The sequence below is a fragment of the Paraburkholderia sp. BR10923 genome, from assembly GCF_040948765.1.
GTDB lineage: Bacteria > Pseudomonadota > Gammaproteobacteria > Burkholderiales > Burkholderiaceae > Paraburkholderia > Paraburkholderia youngii.
Map to the genome: position 1 here is coordinate 1 of NZ_JBFPKO010000054.1, position 14,996 is coordinate 14,996.

Sequence of the window (14,996 nt, forward strand, 5' to 3'; positions counted from 1 at the left end):
CGCAGTGGATGCCGGAACAAATCCTTCTCCGTTACAGGCGCCTTCGGACCCATCTAAACCTCGTCAGAATTTGCAGGCTATACCCAGCAATATGCCAGGTCTCTGCAATTCCAACAACACGATTTCCGCCGGAAACCCCCAACGCTTAAGGCTCTACGGTTTGTTCAGGCTGGACTAAGTATCACTACATCTTCTGGAAGGTCAACGACGCCCCGACGCAATCCGGCGTGACCGGGGAGAATGATAATCGGGGGATCAGAATCGCATAAGAGCGCCTATCCCGCCAAAAGGTTGCTCCATCCAGGAAGCCTGGACAAACCAGCCATACTTCCGGCCGGTGCAACTCGCTGAGGAACTGAGCTGCGGTCGTAAATGATGGCAAGAGCGTTGCCGGGCATTCCCTGCAGCGCACCAGTTCAGACTGCACCATGATCTTCTCCTTGTCGACCACATGGTCGGTAGGAAAAGTTCAGGACATTATGCGAACCATTGCCACACAACTCAGCGCGCGCGATCCCGCCTGAACACGGCGGTGCCGCCGTCGTCTACATGGTCTCTTCGCCGAATTTGCCGGCGTGGGCAATCGTGAATATCTGAACGTTCAGATATTCACGAATCCAGGCCGCCACCCCCTCGGGGGTCTTTTTGAACTGACCTCTTACTGTGAATTCAAGGCAGGGGCAAAATCGCAGAGACTCCGAACCAGCCTCTAACGAACGAGCCGGCCTTCGGCATCGAGCACGCGCACCTTACCTAGACCGAGCTCGCGCACCGGCTGCTCGATCTTTTTCAGATCGCCCACGATCACCCAGGTCAGTGCTCGTGGTTTGACAATTTCGTCGATCGCCGCCTGCGCGCTTGATACACTCACCGCCTCGATGCGCTGCTCGAGCGTCTGTACGTAGTCGTCCGGAAGGCCGTACTTCACGATATTGTCGACGGCGCCGATCACCGACCCGGTGGTCTCGAAACTGCCCGGCAGACCGCGCAATATGGACGACCTAACCTTGTCCACTTCCTGTGCAGTCAGCGGCTTGGCACCGACGATGGCCACCGCCTCCTTTTCGATCTCGAGCGCGGATTCGGTAGTCTTGTCGGCCTGAACGGACGCGTACATCTGAAACGGCCGCTGGCCCAGCGCGCCAACAAGGTCGCTGCCGGCACCGTAGCTCCAGCGCTTTTCCTCGCGCAGGTTCATGTTCAGGCGCGACGTAAAGGTGCCGCCGAACGCGCCGTTGGCGATATCGATGTCTATGGCGTTGATCGCCTTGCTCGACGGCGCGAGCAGACCGGCGAGGATCAGCGACTGTGGCGCTTTGGGCCGGTCGATCAGAAACACCCGTGGCTTGGCTTGGTCGGCGACCTTGGCGATGTTCTTTTTCGGCAACGGCGCGGACGGCGCCCTCCAGTCGCCGAACACCGCGTCGAGTTGTGGAGTGATCTCCTTCAGCGTGGTGTCGCCGGCGACCAGGATCTTCACGTTGTCGGGCCGCAGCCAGTCGCGCCGGAACGCCGCTAGGTCGTCTGCCGTAAGTGATTTGATCGACGCCTCGGAGCCGGTGCCAGTGAACGGAATCCTGTAAGCATGGTCGTGGCCGTACAGCAGAGGCGGCAACATGCGCTCGGCGAGGGACCCCGGGTCGACCTTTTCTTGTGCGATGTGGGCTAGTCGCTGAGCACGCACACGTTCGATGTCGTCGGCCTTGAAGGCCGGGTTGCGCACGATGTCCGCGAACAGCGCGAGCGAAGGCTTGAGTTGGTCATTGAGTGTGTTAAGCAACGCGCTACAGGTATCCAGCCCGCAGCTAACACCCATGATGGCGCCCAAGCGCTGCCTGCGCTTGGCTACCTCCAGCGCGTCAAGCGACTTGGTGCTCTCGCCCATCAGGGAGGCGGCGAAGCTGGCGGTACCAGGCTTGCGTCCCTGGTCGGCGGCGTAGCCGCCATCGAACTGCAGGTAGATCTGGGTGACTGGGACAGTGTGGTGTTGCGCCAGCACCACCTCGATGCCGTTCTTCAGCTTGCCGCGCTCGAGCTTCGGAAAACAGAGTTCGGGGAAGTGAGTGACCTGCGGCACGCCTTTGGCACGGTCGACCTCGCTCTCGCTCACGACGTATTGCTGTGCAGCCGGCAGTTTGGGCTCGGGTCGACCCTGCGCGTCGGGCAGCGGCACGACCTTCGCGTCCTCCGCCTGCGGCTCAAAGTCGTTGCTGCCCGGCAGCACGGTGAGCAGGTAGTCTCCCTTGGTGAGCCACCTGTCCGCCGAGGCTTTTACACTGCCAACGGTGGCGGCGTCGACGCGCTGTTGGTCCTTCTTGTAGGCACCTGGATCGCCGAGATACAGTTGCCCCGAGGCTAGGATCTGGGCCTTGTCGCCGACTTTCTCCAGGCGACGCACGAGAGAAGCGCGATAATCGACCTTGGCACGATCCAGCTCATCCTGAGTTGGGCCTTCGATGAGGAATTTATTCAGTTCGTCGGCGATGACCGACTCCACCTTGGCCGCATCCACGCCCTTGCGCACGTTAGCATTAATCTGGAACTGACCGGTCAAAGCGAGCGGTGACACGCCCGCGGACACATTGTCGGCTAACTTGTCCTGATAGACCAGGCGCTGGTAGAGCCGCGAGGTCCTGCCCCCACCGAGCGCGGCAGCGGCAAGGTGCAGCGAAATCAGGTCATCCGTGCCCAACTGCGGCACAACCCAGGTGCGGTAGATGCGTGTCTGCGACACGTGGTCGTGCTGTACGCCGCGCGTGGACTTCGCCAGCGGGGTGATCCATGGCTGCTGGCGCGGCACCGGCGGACCGGCCGGGATGTCACCGAAGTACTTGACGACTTTCTCCTTGGCTTGCGCGGGTGTGATATCGCCGGCCAGCACGATCACCGCGTTGGCAGCACCATAGCGATCGTGGAACCACTGCTTCACGTCAGCCAGCGAGGCGCCGTTTAGATCTTGCGTGGAGCCGATGGGGTCATGCTGGTATGGATGGTTTGCCGGATAGATGTTGGACAGGATGTTCTGGTATACACGGCCGTAGGGAGCGTTCTCTCCTTCGCGCTTCTCGTTTTGAACCACGCCGCGCTGCGTATCGAGCTCTTTCTGGCCGATTGCACCGAGCAGGTGGCCCATGCGGTCCGACTCCATCCATAAAGCCATGTCGAGCGCGGTGGTCGGCACCGTTTCGAAATAGTTGGTTCTGTCAAACCCAGTGGTGCCATTCATGCCGGTCGCGCCGGCCAGCTCGAACGGAGCAAAAAAGGAGCCCTTATGGTGCTCCGAGCCGGAGAACATCAAGTGCTCGAACAGGTGCGCCAAGCCGCTCTTGCCCTTGGGCTCGTCGCCGGAGCCGACGTGATACCAAACGCTCACCGCCACCACCGGGGCCTTGTGGTCCTCGTGCACCACGAGGGTGAGGCCGTTGGGGAGCATCGTTCGAGTGTAGGCGATCTCCGGCACTACCATGGTGGCTTCGGTAGATGCGGCTCTAACTCCGCTCGCCGCGATGATCCCGAGCGCGCATATCACCAATCGTTTTTTTAGATTTCGAGCCATAAAACACCTTATTGATTAGACTGAGCTTTAGACACTCGAACGCTGTCGCCGTCCGTTGGCGATCAGACGGCGAACGAGACTGAGATTGCGATGAAGCGAGCAGGCGGGGCCGCAGAAGCGGCATCGACTGGTAACTCAAGGGGCGTGACGCGCTTCGGGCCTCTGGAGTTTTCCAGACTTCCGCTGCATGGGAGTGTGCGAGGCAGGTCCGGTAAATTCCCGACGCAGCCATTGGGCGACCAGGCCAGCGGTGACGGGCTGACCGATTCTCAACGGCGCAATTTCGTGCATGGGGAAGTCCTCGGCAATCGCCAGGCTGAGCGACTGCGTGAGAGTCCATGCGCACGAACGAATCTGCATCCAAGGTTCGAGTAGGGTGCGCGTCTGCTGCCAGAGATTGTTGAATCCCCACCAACGCCTGAGATTGTGAAACAGCGGTTCTATGCCCCAGCGGCGCGCGTAAAGCTGAATGATGGTTTGTGCCTCCAGATCCACGTCGGAGGCCAGGATCAGACGTCGCTTTGTCCATTCCTGCCGCTTGTCGTTGTAGAACTGGCACCAGACAGCGCGCACGGGCGTACCCTTCAGGAAGCGGGCCACGGCGACGGTCGAACGCAGGAGCACGCGCTGTTCCTTGCCATAGAGCTTCATCGTCAATCCGGTTGCGCACAGCGCTTCGATGGCCTCGGCACTCAGGCGCTGGCCATAGATGCGCGGCCGTCCAAGCCGGGGCACACCGGACCGAACGGCCGGCCGAAACAGCACGGTATCGATACTCGCGTGGCCGATGACGTGCATGTTCCGACGCAGCAATGGCAGGACCAGACGCGCGCGCATGAACCACGAGTCGAACAGCACACGTATGGGCAGCTCGGTCACACCCGAGACTGCACGCACAAGCGCCAGCGCAATCCTGAGCTTGTTGATGTTGCCCGTTTCCTGAACCAGTCGCGAGAGGATCGGCAACACCATGCCGACGCCCTCGTTGCCCAGCACGCTCACACCCAGAGCCACGATGCATTGCGCCCAGACGTGTTTGGGCTGGTTGGTCTTGCCGCTGTGCTCGCGTCGCCACCCGACGCCCGGTGCCTTCTTCGAGCACCGCATGATCAGCGTATCGTCCAAGACCATGGTGAGCGTGCCGATGGGCAGGACAGCAAGCACCAGTCTGAGCAGCGCTCGCGCGAGTGGCCCCGTACGCTAGGTGCCACGCTCCAGAAGCTTGCAATACGCCGTCCAGTGGCGCGTACACCCAATGGCCGAAATCGCGCGGCTCACCCATCCTTCGGGCGAAACCATGCACCCGCTGAGCAGCTCGAGGAAGCTGGTTTGCGAGCGCAGCGGCACGGTGATAAACGGAACGTTGATCCATTCACTCAGGCAAAAAATCAGTGCGTTTCGACAAGGACATGGGCCATCGCAAGAGAACCGGAAACGATTTCCATTGGCCGCCGCGCTGCTTGAGCTAAAACCTCGCAGGCAGCGCGGCGGCCTCACGATTGACTTTCCATATCAAGTTTTTCGAATTGCGAACCATTTTTCAGGACCCTTTATCGGGGGGGCTGAATTTCTAAAATCGAAACATGATTCTCTCCTTTTAAATTCGGCTGCTGGTAAGCTGTTGAAGATGATCGCAGACGAAGCTAGAGAAAATCGTGCCAACAGCCAAGGTATCGGTCTAATCGAAATCCTTTGTCGAACAACAACGGACGGGATTTACAATGCAAACACTGATTGTCGCGAATGCAACAGTCTTGGTGCAAAAAAAAGCGCTGGGCAATGCGCTTTGGGTGTGGAGCTAGAGCAGCATGTGTTGGTCTGTCGGGCCTTGATCGGCGTGGGCCCCCGGCGTCAGAATAGTTGTCGTGTCGTTTGATTCTTAGACGAGGTCCGGGGGCGGTAGGATCGGCATGAATGAAAGCCTACTCAGCAGAACGAAAAGAAGCCGAGGTGCGTCGTATGATGCCGCCGGAAGATGTGCCGGTGTCGGCGCTGGCGAGAGAAGCAGGAATCACGGAACAGACGTTGTACGTGTGGCGCCGCGAGGCGAAAGGAAAGGGATTGGCCGTGCCGGGCGACGGGAAGAACGCCGAAGGATGGTCTTCGGAAGACAAGTTTGCCGTTGTATTGCAAACTGCCCCGCTCAACGCAGCGGAGTTGGCCGATTATTGCCGGCGCAAAGGGCTGTATCCCGAGCAAGTCGCGGCGTGGCGGGCCTCATGTGTGGCCGCCAACGCGAATGCTGCCGAACAGGCGCGCGAGCAACGTCAGCAGCCCAAAGAAGACAAGCAGCGCATCAAACAACTGGAAAAGTAGTTGCAGCGCAAAGAGAAGACACTGGCGAAGCTGCGGCGCTGCTCGTACTTCGAAAAAAAGCCCAGGCGACCTGGGGAGAACAAGAGGACGACTGACCAACGTCCCTGATCGCCTGTTATGCATATCGTTGATCCGAGAGGCGGTGGGTTCGGGCTGCCGCCTGCAGAAGGCGTGTGAAGAGTTGGGTCTGAGCGCACGCACGTTCCAGCGCTGGGTGGGTGACGGCGACGCTGTACGCCGATGGCCGCAGTACCGCAAATCGGCCAGAGCCGCGTAACAAGCTGAGCGAAGCCGAGCGGCGGCAGATTCTCGAGGTGGCCAATAGTGCCGAATTTGCGAGTTTGCCGGCTAGTCAAATCGTGCTGAGCTTGGCAGACCGCGGTGTGTGCCTGGCGTCGGAATCGAGCTTTTACCGGGTGCTGCGCGACGCTTCGCAACAACACCGCCGAGGTCGTGCGCGCCAACCTTCTTGGCATGTGGTCACCAGTCACTGTGCGACGGCGCCCAATCAGTTGTGGTCGTGAGACATTACGTGGATGCCCGCGGCGATCAAGGGCAAGTTCTACTACCGGTACATGGTGCTGGACGTGTTCAGCCGCAAGATCGCAGGTCACGAAGTGCAGGCGGCGGAATCGGCCGAACTTGTCGCGTTGCTCATGCGGCGTACGAGCTTGGCCGAGGGCTTGGCGGGACGACCGCTGGTGCTGCATTCGGACAACGGCAGCGCGATGAAGGCCGCGACGATGCTTGCCACGCTGGAAAACCAGGGCGTGGTGGCTTCGTTCAGCCGACGGCGCGTGAGCAACGACAACCCGTACGCCGAGGCGCTGTTCCGTACGAGCAAGTACCGGCCCGACCACCCGCGCAAAGCGTTCGCGAGCGTGGACGCTGCTCGTGCGTGGACACAGCAATTCGTGCATTGGTATAACCATGAGCACAAGCATAACGGCCTGAAATTCGTCACGCCCGTGCAGCGCCATAGTGGCGTTGCCGATGCCGTGTTGGCGCAACGCGATGCCGTCTACGCGCAGGCCAAGGCGACCAACCCTCAGCGTTGGTCGCGCTCGACTCGCAATTGGGAATTGAAGGACGAAGTCTGGCTCAATCCGGAGCGTATGCCACGAGCCGAATTAGAGCGGCTAACACAACCTGGACATCAAGCCATAGGTTTCGTATCCTGGGCGCATGTCCAGAAGAAAAATCAGCAACGAACTGTGGGCGGCGCTGGAACTGTTGATTCCGGCATTTACGCCGTCACCGCAAAGGCGGCCGTCGGCGCACGGTTGACGACCGCGCAGCACTGAACGGCATCCTGTATGTCCTGCGAACGGGCATCCCATGGGAAGACCTGCCGCAGGAACTGGGTTTCGGCAGCGGCATGACATGCTGGCGACGGCTACGAGACTGGCAGGCCGCAGGCGTGTGGGAGCAACTGCATCGGGCAATGCTTCGCCGGTTGCGTGAGCACGACCAGATTGATTGGGAACGGGCGAGCCTCGATGCTGCCAGTGTTGCCAGCTCCCGGGGGGCCAGGAAACCGGCCCCAACCCGACAGACCGGGGAAAGCTCGGGTCGAAACGGCACATCGTTGCAGACGCGCGCGGCATTCCACTGGCCATCACGGTCACGGGCGCCAACCGACACGACTCGATAGCATTCGAGCCCGCGCTCGATGCCATTCCGGCAGTCTCGGGTCTGAATGGCCAGCCCCGCAAACGCTCTAAACCAGAGCCGAGATTAGCTCTCACTTCGAGTCGACAGCGAACTTGCCGCTTCGATCCGCGTGAAGGGATCTGAGGCGCTTGAGATCACGCAATTAAAGGGCTTGTCCTCATTGATGATCAGGAAGGTGCTCGTTGGGTCCTTGAACTCCAGCGACATGGAAAAGAGGACGTAGTCATCCGGAACAGGCGAAGGTCTGAAGGCTCCGAATGCATATTTCCCTTCAATCCCGAGTGGATGTATATCGACAGTCAGCTCCAGCGGCTGGGTGCGCACCGGCGAAGGGAAGTTCGACTTCGCCGATTGCTCGTCGCCGACTACGTCGTACTTGGTCGCGACCTTCATGTCGTGATAGTGAGTGGCCGGTTCGCTCAGTTTCCTGGCACAGAACGCCCTGTGTTCCATGCTGGGATCTGGAGAATCATTTCGGAGCACGCTATCGATGTATTTCAGTACGAGGAATGCTTCGCCACTTTTTCCAGCCGCATGAACTGGCCCCGCCATCGTTAGTGCGGTCGCGAAGATGGCTGTCGTTAGAAAATGGGATGCCGCACGTCTAACGTTCATCATGTGCCTTCCTTTCGGACTGTCCAAACATGTAAAAGCAAATACACTATTACCTGTACGTGTGTTATCCACGCGCTCTGTGTGCGGTCAGCCGTGGCGACCAGCGTGACGACGCTAGCGTGCAGCGCCGTATGGCGACCGGGCGCCGCAACGGCGCTAAGAAGGCGAAATTTGAGCGTGCTCATTTGGATGCCGTCAGGTTTGCGTGGGACTGGGTCAGCTGCGCTTCGATGCGGGCAGTGGGCGTCAGACCAGGGGCAAGGGTTCCGTCCTCGAAGACCAGGGCCGGAACGCCGCTGACATTCCACTTCTCGCCGAAACTGAGGTTGCGGGCGATCGGGTTATCGCAGGTGGGCTGATCCGGCTGATGGCGTGAGTGGAGGTAGTCGCGCCATGAAGAGATCAGGCGCGCTGAGCGCTTTTTATAGTCCGCTTCCGGGTCCGCATCGAGCGGCGGGCCCGAAAAACCATCACGTGCAAGGTCTTGATATTTGGTCCATGCTGCCGCCCGATCCGACTGGCACCAGACTGCCTCCGACACGCCGTGCGCGTTCGGATGCAACCGGGCGAGCGGGAACGGGAAGATATAGATCGTGACGTCCTTCAGCTCGGTGAGTTCGCCATCGAGGCGTCGGCAATAAGGACAGTCGGGGTCCGAGAAGACGTAGAGCTTTCGCGAACCGTTACCGAACCGGATTGCATCCTTCAGGTTGAGTTGTGCAACATCGATCGTGGGGCGGTTCGCCCGCTCGAGCGCCTGCGTCAGATTCTGCTTCGTCCGCAGATTGATGACGTTGCCAGTGTTCAGGACAGAGAAGTCGTCACGCACAAAAAAGACTTCGCTGCCCTTGACGACGGACCAGAACCCAGGGATCGGCGGCTGGATCTTGGCACCCTGAGCGGCTGCGAAACGCTTGACCGGCTCCTCCGGGAAACCGGCGTGAGCGAGTGTCGCGTAGCCCGCGATAAGGTGCGCGGCGGTGTGTTTGGAAATGCTTCGCATGGATCTGGTTGCTCCGGTTGGTGCCGTAAGTGGCGATTGAACTTTAGGACGGTTCGGTTTTTGAGACGAAATTCCATCCCCGGTATGGTGTCGAACGGTGGCACGGGTTCTGGTGCAAATAGGTAAGCGGGTTGAGAAAGTTCATATAGGTGGGAAGGCTTATCGATCAAAAAGGACCGCATTCCATACGGCGGGCGCAGCGGCCTGCTTGAGGCCGAGCTTTGCGAGATCGAACTGCCCCTTGCGAATGCGATGCGTCAACTCGATTCCTGAAATCGTGGTCGCGGCGCTCCCGAATCGCTTGAACCCAAGCATCGTTCGTTCTGGACTTGATGTGGCGATGGTCTTGCTCGATCACGTTGTTCAGATATTTTGAGGACCGCACCTTCGTGTCTTCAGGCAGCAGACCATCGGTCTTCATTTCGCGCACCGCGCGGTGCGAGGCGGCATAGCCGTCGAGCGTGATGGTCTCCGGCGGCTGGCCCTGACGCTTGATGGCCTTGCTGAAAAAAGCTTTGGCCGCAGCCACGTCGCGTCGGGCTCTGAGCACGAAGTCCACCGTCTGGCCAGCCCGATCCACTGCCCGGCACAGGTAGACCCACCTGCCGCGAATCTTCAGGTAGGTCTCATCGACACGCCACGAGCGACCCGCAGGTGTAGGAAAGCGGTTCCAGCGTTTGACGAGATCGGGTGTATAACGCCTCACCCAGCGCAGAATCGTCGTGTAAGCCAGCGAGACCAATGATTGCCGCCGGGAACCGGTGGCCGTGATAAAGCGATTTTCTTTTCTTCATCGTGACGTCTTACGTGACTACCTCGCCAACGTGACAGTGCCCGCCCTCGGCGTCCACTATCTCGGCCGTCCTAACTGGGGACCGACGCACAGGCGTTGGTTGAGTACGTTCGCATTTGATAGCACGTGGCAGCAACTGGCGTTCAACGAGCATCGGCGCGCGTTTGAAGACCGGTTCGCCCAGTGCGAGCTGTTGGAACTGGCATTGCACGAAGAGCGGCTCAACCATCACCCATTTCGTCGTAAGTGGGCGACTGGTAGATCAAACGTCGCTTACCTCTTCTTCGTTCGATCGTTGAGCGATCTGGCCGTCCAGCACTTCTATCCGGAACGGGCCACGGACTCCCGTTGAAAATTCGGCCGCCGCGGCCAAGGCGCGTTCGAGTCTGACGTCTGGCCGCATCGGCAAACCGACGGTGGTATGCAGTGAGCCCAGCGCCGCCTGTTCGCCGCTACCACAGGCATCGAAGTTCATGGCGCTTTCAGCAACCTGATAATTGCCGCCAATCTGGAAGATGCGCCCCATGTACCCAACCAGAAAAGTGCCAGCCGATTCGCGTTCGCCGTCCTTGCGCGCGAACCCACCGCGGGTAAAGCACGCGCGTACCGCCTCAATGAACGTCGTGCACATGAAGGCGAACACATCGGTGCCCTCAGGGCGCGGCGCGACGGTCAGACTATGGCCCAGAAGTTGCCCCATCCTGAAGGATGTGGTGAAGCCGATCAGGAACGGTCCCACCCGATAAATCTTGGGGTCGGCGCGCACGGTGATGGACCCACCCCCCGATCCTGCCGAATCCGCACCCATGTAAACCTTCTTGCCATCTGTCAGCGCCACAATGCAGGTCATGCTGCCTCCGTAGGTGTTGCCCGATAGAACGCGACGCGCACGCCCTCGCACGGCTCAGCCGTGGTCGAATCCATGCAAGTACGCCCATTGCCGCCCAGAACTGCCTCGCGGTTCCATGACGTCCCGCCGGCGGGCGTCACCCCCCCGTGACGCGCGCCTTCTTGACCGTGTAGGGCGTGCGCAAAAACGCTGGCTGTGACTGCAGCACCGTGAGCTCTGATTTCGTGTTCAATCCTCATTCAATCCACTCCTAACGACTCACGAGAAGCAAAGAGCAAAAGTCGAGCCAGCACCACTGGGGCGCGCCACTTTGGCCGGTCGTTGACGTTTGTTTCGGCCGGTGGTGAGGAGTCGGAGGCGGCGTAGCCGCCGGAGAAGACGGCCCACCGGCGGCGCCGCGTCGGCGGGGCAATAGGATGGCTGATCGATTCTTAAAGAAGAAGCGGTCAGCACATGTCTGGAACCCGCATCACCGACCAACAGGTTCGCCTCTACATAAACAAGCGCAAGCACCATCCGCAGGAACTCGCGGCCGCGAAGGCAGGAATAAGCGTGCGCATCTACGGCGATCGGCTCGACTGTTACCTGTCCGGCGTGCTGGTCCATAGCACCGCTCGGGGCTCACGTGCGCACGACAACCGCCACGCGCTCGATTACCGCCACTTCATTGACGCCCTGAAGCGCAAATCCCAGGCATTCAAGGGGCTCGCGTTTCGTGACGCACTGTTCCCGCGTTAGGCTTACCGCAGAACCTGGGAGCAACTCGATGCCCGCCTGTCACAACGCGACGCATGCAAGACAATGGTCAGCCTGCTTGAGCTCGCGGGCCTGCACGGCGTGGGGCCGTACTGGCAGGGAAGCTTCATGCGAACGACAACTACCCCGTTGGGCCGCAGTCGAATTCAATGCCCGCGATGGTGCGAGTTTTGAGATGCGGAGCGGTAAGCGTTCGGACAAATCGCAGCAGGTTGCGCGGTGGCCATTCAGTGAGCCTGTGCACGAGGTAGACGTACGGCTCAAGGTCGCTGGCGCTGCATACGAGCACGACTTAGTCAACGGGGGCTGGCCATCTCCGTGTGCAGTGACGCATTTCCTCCAATCGGGCCGACGGTTGTAGGAAATGTTGGGTTGCGGACAAACGGTGGGCGCTTTTCAAGCGGGTGCTGCGCTCAAACCCGATGCCCCGCAAGATCGTTACCGACCATTTGCGCAGCTACCCGGCGGCCATAGCCGAAATCCCGGAGCTGGCGAGCCTAGAGCACGTGTTCGTTAAAGCGGCGGACCCGGTAAACAACCGCGCCAAGTACAGCCATCAACCGACGCGTGAACGCGAGCGGCGCACGCGCGGCTTTCGTGAGCCGAAATCCAACGATGACTTTGCAGGTTGCGTTTGAGACTCTCAATGAAGTGTCGGTAATTCAGTGCGTGGCGGTTGTCGCCGCCACGCGAGCCTCGCGAGGTGATATGCACCAGCGCACCCGACAGATAGCAGTCGAGCCGGTCACCGTACACGCGCACCTTCAGGCGATGACCGATCAGGCGCGATGGTGCGCTGTAAAGAATGCCGCGTACCGTGACGGTGCTGCAGCGTGTGACGCGGGCTTCTTCCTCGACGAAGTCTGTGGTGCGCCTTAACGGCAGATCCATGAGTTGTTCCCGCTCAAGGCGGAACGCGGCTGCGTTACGCCGGTTGCGACGCATGACGACCTCGCGCAGAAATTCATCATAGGCAGCACGATCGGCGAAGTCCCGGTGACCGCGCAACATCAACGCCTGGTCGATGGCTTCCTTCAGATAGCGATGCGATGACTCAACGCTACCGTTCTCGTGACCTAGGCCGCGATTGTTGCGGGTCCCGGTCATGCCATAGTGCTCAAGCAGCGCCGCATAGCGCACCGTGAAGTCGTCTTCGTCCGCGAGGTTTCTGAACGCCGCCGACAGACTGTCGGTCGATGCTCGCGCGGACATCCCCCAGCCTGCCATAGTGCGTTTTGCAGTCCCATGGACATGCTTCGAAGCTCTCGCCACCTTCAACAACATTGCGTATTCCCAGCGCGAGAACGCGAGCACGAAGTGGTACAGCCGGTGTTCGAATGGCACGCCAGCGATCGTCACTCGCAGTTCAGCCATGTCGGTGAAGTCGGACAGGCCGCGTGCGCCGGGCTCATGCAACTGCGGGAAGAAGACTTCCTTCGGTGAGCCGGACGTCGCCCGCCAGTGCCGCACGCGTCGCTCGAGTGTGCGGCGTGTGCTGTCGGGATACTCCCCGGGATGATCGTCCTGCAGCTTGGGCAGGATCGTGACCGCCTGAAGTTGCGGCGCATTCGCGAGCATCGGAACGACTTCAGTATCCCAGACGTCGGCGAAGGGATCGGGACGGGAACGCCAGTAACGACGCGGTTTCTGTCATGGCAGTACGGTGTCCCGTTCTATGCACCTGGCGCTGCGGACACTCATGCCGGCCTTGGCGGCGGCGATCTCCTGCGAGTGATGTTTGCGTTTGGACATGTAGAGGCGAACCTGTTGGTCGGTAATGCGGGTTCCAGACATGTAGCTGATCGCTTTCTTATTGGATCAGCCTGTTGGTGTTCTTAGAGCGGCTTATGTGGACGCCTCCCAGATAGCAAGCAGGGTTTGCACTTTGGTCTGCAGGTCAACGCAGCACGCTTATGTCCGGCCCGTTGATGCAGGCTGGTCGGCCTGCTGGCCCATATGGAATTCGCTGACGAGGGTCTCAGCTAACACTCGAACTCGAAGGTTCACGACTCTTACCAGACTTGCCTCGTCCCGGTCCAACCTGTAAGCCATCATGCAATTCGTTGCTTGCGCTCCTTGGTGGCGGAAACTACAACTGGCGATTGCAGCCGCGGATTAGTTGCTACGCTTCGAAGGGTGCCTCGTACCGTGTCTGTCGTGACAGGACTGCCCAGATGGTCCGGGCTAGTTTGTTTGCCACTTCGGCAACAACGACATTGAAGGGGCGTCGTGCCAGCAAGTCGTCGAGCCACGGCGTTCTGGCGCCGCGGAGTACCGCCGATCTTGCACCATGCATCAGTAGCGTTCGGAGGGAGGTGTTACCTCTTTTACTCAGGCCAAGCTGTCGGATGCGACCGCCCGTTCCGGTTTGTCGTGGAACTAGGCCGAGCCATGCGGCAAATTCCCGGTCAGAGCGGAGCGTGGCGGGGTCGCCGATCGCGGCTACTGTAGCGATTGCAGTCAGCAATCCCGGGCCGGGAATCTCCGCAATGCGTCGGCATTCGACGCTGAGTCTGAGCTCGTTCGAGAGGCGCCGCTCCAGCGACGCAATATCTTCGCTGATCGTCTGTACACGGGTCCACTGTTCACGCAAGCTGTCGACGAGAATGGCTGGCAGACGCTCGGAGATTCTGGCGAATGTAGGCACGATCTCCTTCGTGAACGGCTGGTAGCCTTCGGGAAGAATTTCGCCAAATTCATACAACATGCCGCGCAAAGCATTCGTTTGCATGATCCGGAACTTCATCAGCTGTGCCCGCATCCGGTGCAATGCCAGAATCGATTGCTGTGTTTCGTTTTTGACGGCGACAAACCGCGCCTCCGGCTGTTGGGCCGCAGTCCAGATACCGCGCGCGTCGGCCGCATCGGATTTGTTGCGCAGGACGAACGGTCTCACCGAATGCGCTGCAATGAACCTCACTTCATGACCAAGCTTCTGCAGTTGCCGGGCCCAGTGATGAGCACCACCGCAGGCTTCAATCGCCACAAGTGAGCGCTCCCTCTTTGCAAAGAAATCCGCTACCTCACCTCGCTTGAGTTTCACGCGCTCGACCTTCCCGGTGGCAACGTCGACCGCATGCAACTGGAAGACATGCTTGGCGATATCCATGCCAATAACGGGCATCTTCATTTGGAAACCTCCTGCGTGAGCTGTGGGGTTCGACGCATCACTGTACAGCTGACTGCAGATTCTCTCTCCCACTGAGCTTCCGCTTGCCCGTTGCCGGGGGGAGGCGTCTATACCATCTAACACAAGTCATCAAGTGCGACGCGTGTCGCCGTCCGCCGGACGTAAATCGGCAATGTAGTGGATGGCCAAGCTCTTCTCTGCCTTGTCACATTCAACAGGCTGAATATGGGAATTTGAAGCCGTGACCTGCTGTACGACCAGCAGTTGCCTACCCGGACGCGCGCGATTGGTAACGGTCGGGTG

6 protein-coding genes and 8 pseudogenes are annotated in these 14,996 nt (G+C 59.9%); 6 read left to right on the top strand and 8 right to left on the bottom strand.

The window, feature by feature from the left end; translation table 11 throughout:
* Positions 1–709: 709 nt before the first annotated feature.
* Together AB3X94_RS39745 and AB3X94_RS39750 are read right to left on the bottom strand one after the other, a co-directional pair.
* Positions 710–3,466, bottom strand: a complete 2,757-nt coding sequence (locus AB3X94_RS39745; RefSeq protein WP_368594166.1) for a M16 family metallopeptidase — start codon at positions 3,464–3,466, stop codon at positions 710–712.
* A 225-nt stretch (positions 3,467–3,691) separates the two neighbouring features.
* Positions 3,692–4,735 (bottom strand): annotated as a pseudogene (locus tag AB3X94_RS39750) (transposase); the annotation flags it as partial.
* 76 nt (positions 4,736–4,811) lie between these two features.
* Between AB3X94_RS39750 and AB3X94_RS39755 the strand changes: the two are divergent.
* From AB3X94_RS39755 to AB3X94_RS39765, 3 genes and pseudogenes are all read left to right on the top strand, one after another.
* On the top strand, positions 4,812–5,432 hold the full coding sequence (locus tag AB3X94_RS39755; RefSeq protein ID WP_368594165.1) for a hypothetical protein: 621 nt from the start codon (positions 4,812–4,814) through the stop codon (positions 5,430–5,432).
* A gap of 38 nt (positions 5,433–5,470) precedes the next feature.
* Positions 5,471–7,005, top strand: a pseudogene (locus tag AB3X94_RS39760) (IS3 family transposase); the annotation flags it as partial.
* Between the two features lie 52 nt (positions 7,006–7,057).
* Positions 7,058–7,591: pseudogene (locus AB3X94_RS39765) on the top strand (IS5 family transposase); the annotation flags it as partial.
* 18 nt (positions 7,592–7,609) lie between these two features.
* On the opposite strand, the gene AB3X94_RS39770 reads toward AB3X94_RS39765, so the two are convergent.
* From AB3X94_RS39770 to AB3X94_RS39780, 3 genes and pseudogenes are all read right to left on the bottom strand, one after another.
* Entirely contained in the window at positions 7,610–8,164 is a 555-nt protein-coding gene (locus AB3X94_RS39770) for a hypothetical protein (protein WP_368614343.1), read from the bottom strand.
* A 178-nt stretch (positions 8,165–8,342) separates the two neighbouring features.
* Positions 8,343–9,164, bottom strand: coding sequence for a DsbC family protein (locus tag AB3X94_RS39775; protein ID WP_368594163.1), 822 nt, complete (start codon positions 9,162–9,164; stop codon positions 8,343–8,345).
* A 159-nt stretch (positions 9,165–9,323) separates the two neighbouring features.
* Positions 9,324–9,903 (bottom strand): annotated as a pseudogene (locus tag AB3X94_RS39780) (IS6 family transposase); the annotation flags it as partial.
* A 103-nt stretch (positions 9,904–10,006) separates the two neighbouring features.
* Here AB3X94_RS39780 and AB3X94_RS39785 point away from each other — a divergent pair.
* Positions 10,007–10,171, top strand: a pseudogene (locus AB3X94_RS39785) (IS110 family transposase); the annotation flags it as partial.
* Positions 10,172–10,219: 48 nt separating this feature from the next.
* Here AB3X94_RS39785 and AB3X94_RS39790 read toward each other — a convergent pair.
* On the bottom strand, positions 10,220–10,807 hold the full coding sequence (locus AB3X94_RS39790; RefSeq protein WP_368594162.1) for a hypothetical protein: 588 nt from the start codon (positions 10,805–10,807) through the stop codon (positions 10,220–10,222).
* A 546-nt stretch (positions 10,808–11,353) separates the two neighbouring features.
* Between AB3X94_RS39790 and AB3X94_RS39795 the strand changes: the two are divergent.
* Both AB3X94_RS39795 and AB3X94_RS39800 read left to right on the top strand, forming a co-directional pair.
* Positions 11,354–11,647 (top strand): annotated as a pseudogene (locus AB3X94_RS39795) (IS21 family transposase); the annotation flags it as partial.
* A 290-nt stretch (positions 11,648–11,937) separates the two neighbouring features.
* Positions 11,938–12,168: pseudogene (locus AB3X94_RS39800) on the top strand (DDE-type integrase/transposase/recombinase); the annotation flags it as partial.
* Here the strand turns inward: AB3X94_RS39800 and istA are convergent.
* Both istA and AB3X94_RS39810 read right to left on the bottom strand, forming a co-directional pair.
* A pseudogene (istA, locus tag AB3X94_RS39805) lies at positions 12,167–13,357 on the bottom strand (IS21 family transposase); the annotation flags it as partial. The pseudogenes AB3X94_RS39800 and istA overlap by 2 nt on opposite strands.
* 328 nt (positions 13,358–13,685) lie before the next feature.
* A complete protein-coding gene (locus tag AB3X94_RS39810) occupies positions 13,686–14,693 on the bottom strand; it encodes an IS110 family transposase (RefSeq protein WP_368594161.1) in 1,008 nt (335 codons plus the stop codon).
* Positions 14,694–14,996 lie beyond the last annotated feature (303 nt).

Excerpts from the sequence above, each read along its gene's own strand:
- AB3X94_RS39745 (WP_368594166.1), bottom strand. The coding sequence starts at position 3,466 with ATGGTAGTGCCGGAGATCGCCTACACTCGAACGATGCTCCCCAACGGC.
- AB3X94_RS39755 (WP_368594165.1), top strand. The coding sequence starts at position 4,812 with ATGGCCGAAATCGCGCGGCTCACCCATCCTTCGGGCGAAACCATGCAC.
- AB3X94_RS39770 (WP_368614343.1), bottom strand. The coding sequence starts at position 8,164 with ATGATGAACGTTAGACGTGCGGCATCCCATTTTCTAACGACAGCCATC.
- AB3X94_RS39775 (WP_368594163.1), bottom strand. The coding sequence starts at position 9,164 with ATGCGAAGCATTTCCAAACACACCGCCGCGCACCTTATCGCGGGCTAC.
- AB3X94_RS39790 (WP_368594162.1), bottom strand. The coding sequence starts at position 10,807 with ATGACCTGCATTGTGGCGCTGACAGATGGCAAGAAGGTTTACATGGGT.
- AB3X94_RS39810 (WP_368594161.1), bottom strand. The coding sequence starts at position 14,693 with ATGAAGATGCCCGTTATTGGCATGGATATCGCCAAGCATGTCTTCCAG.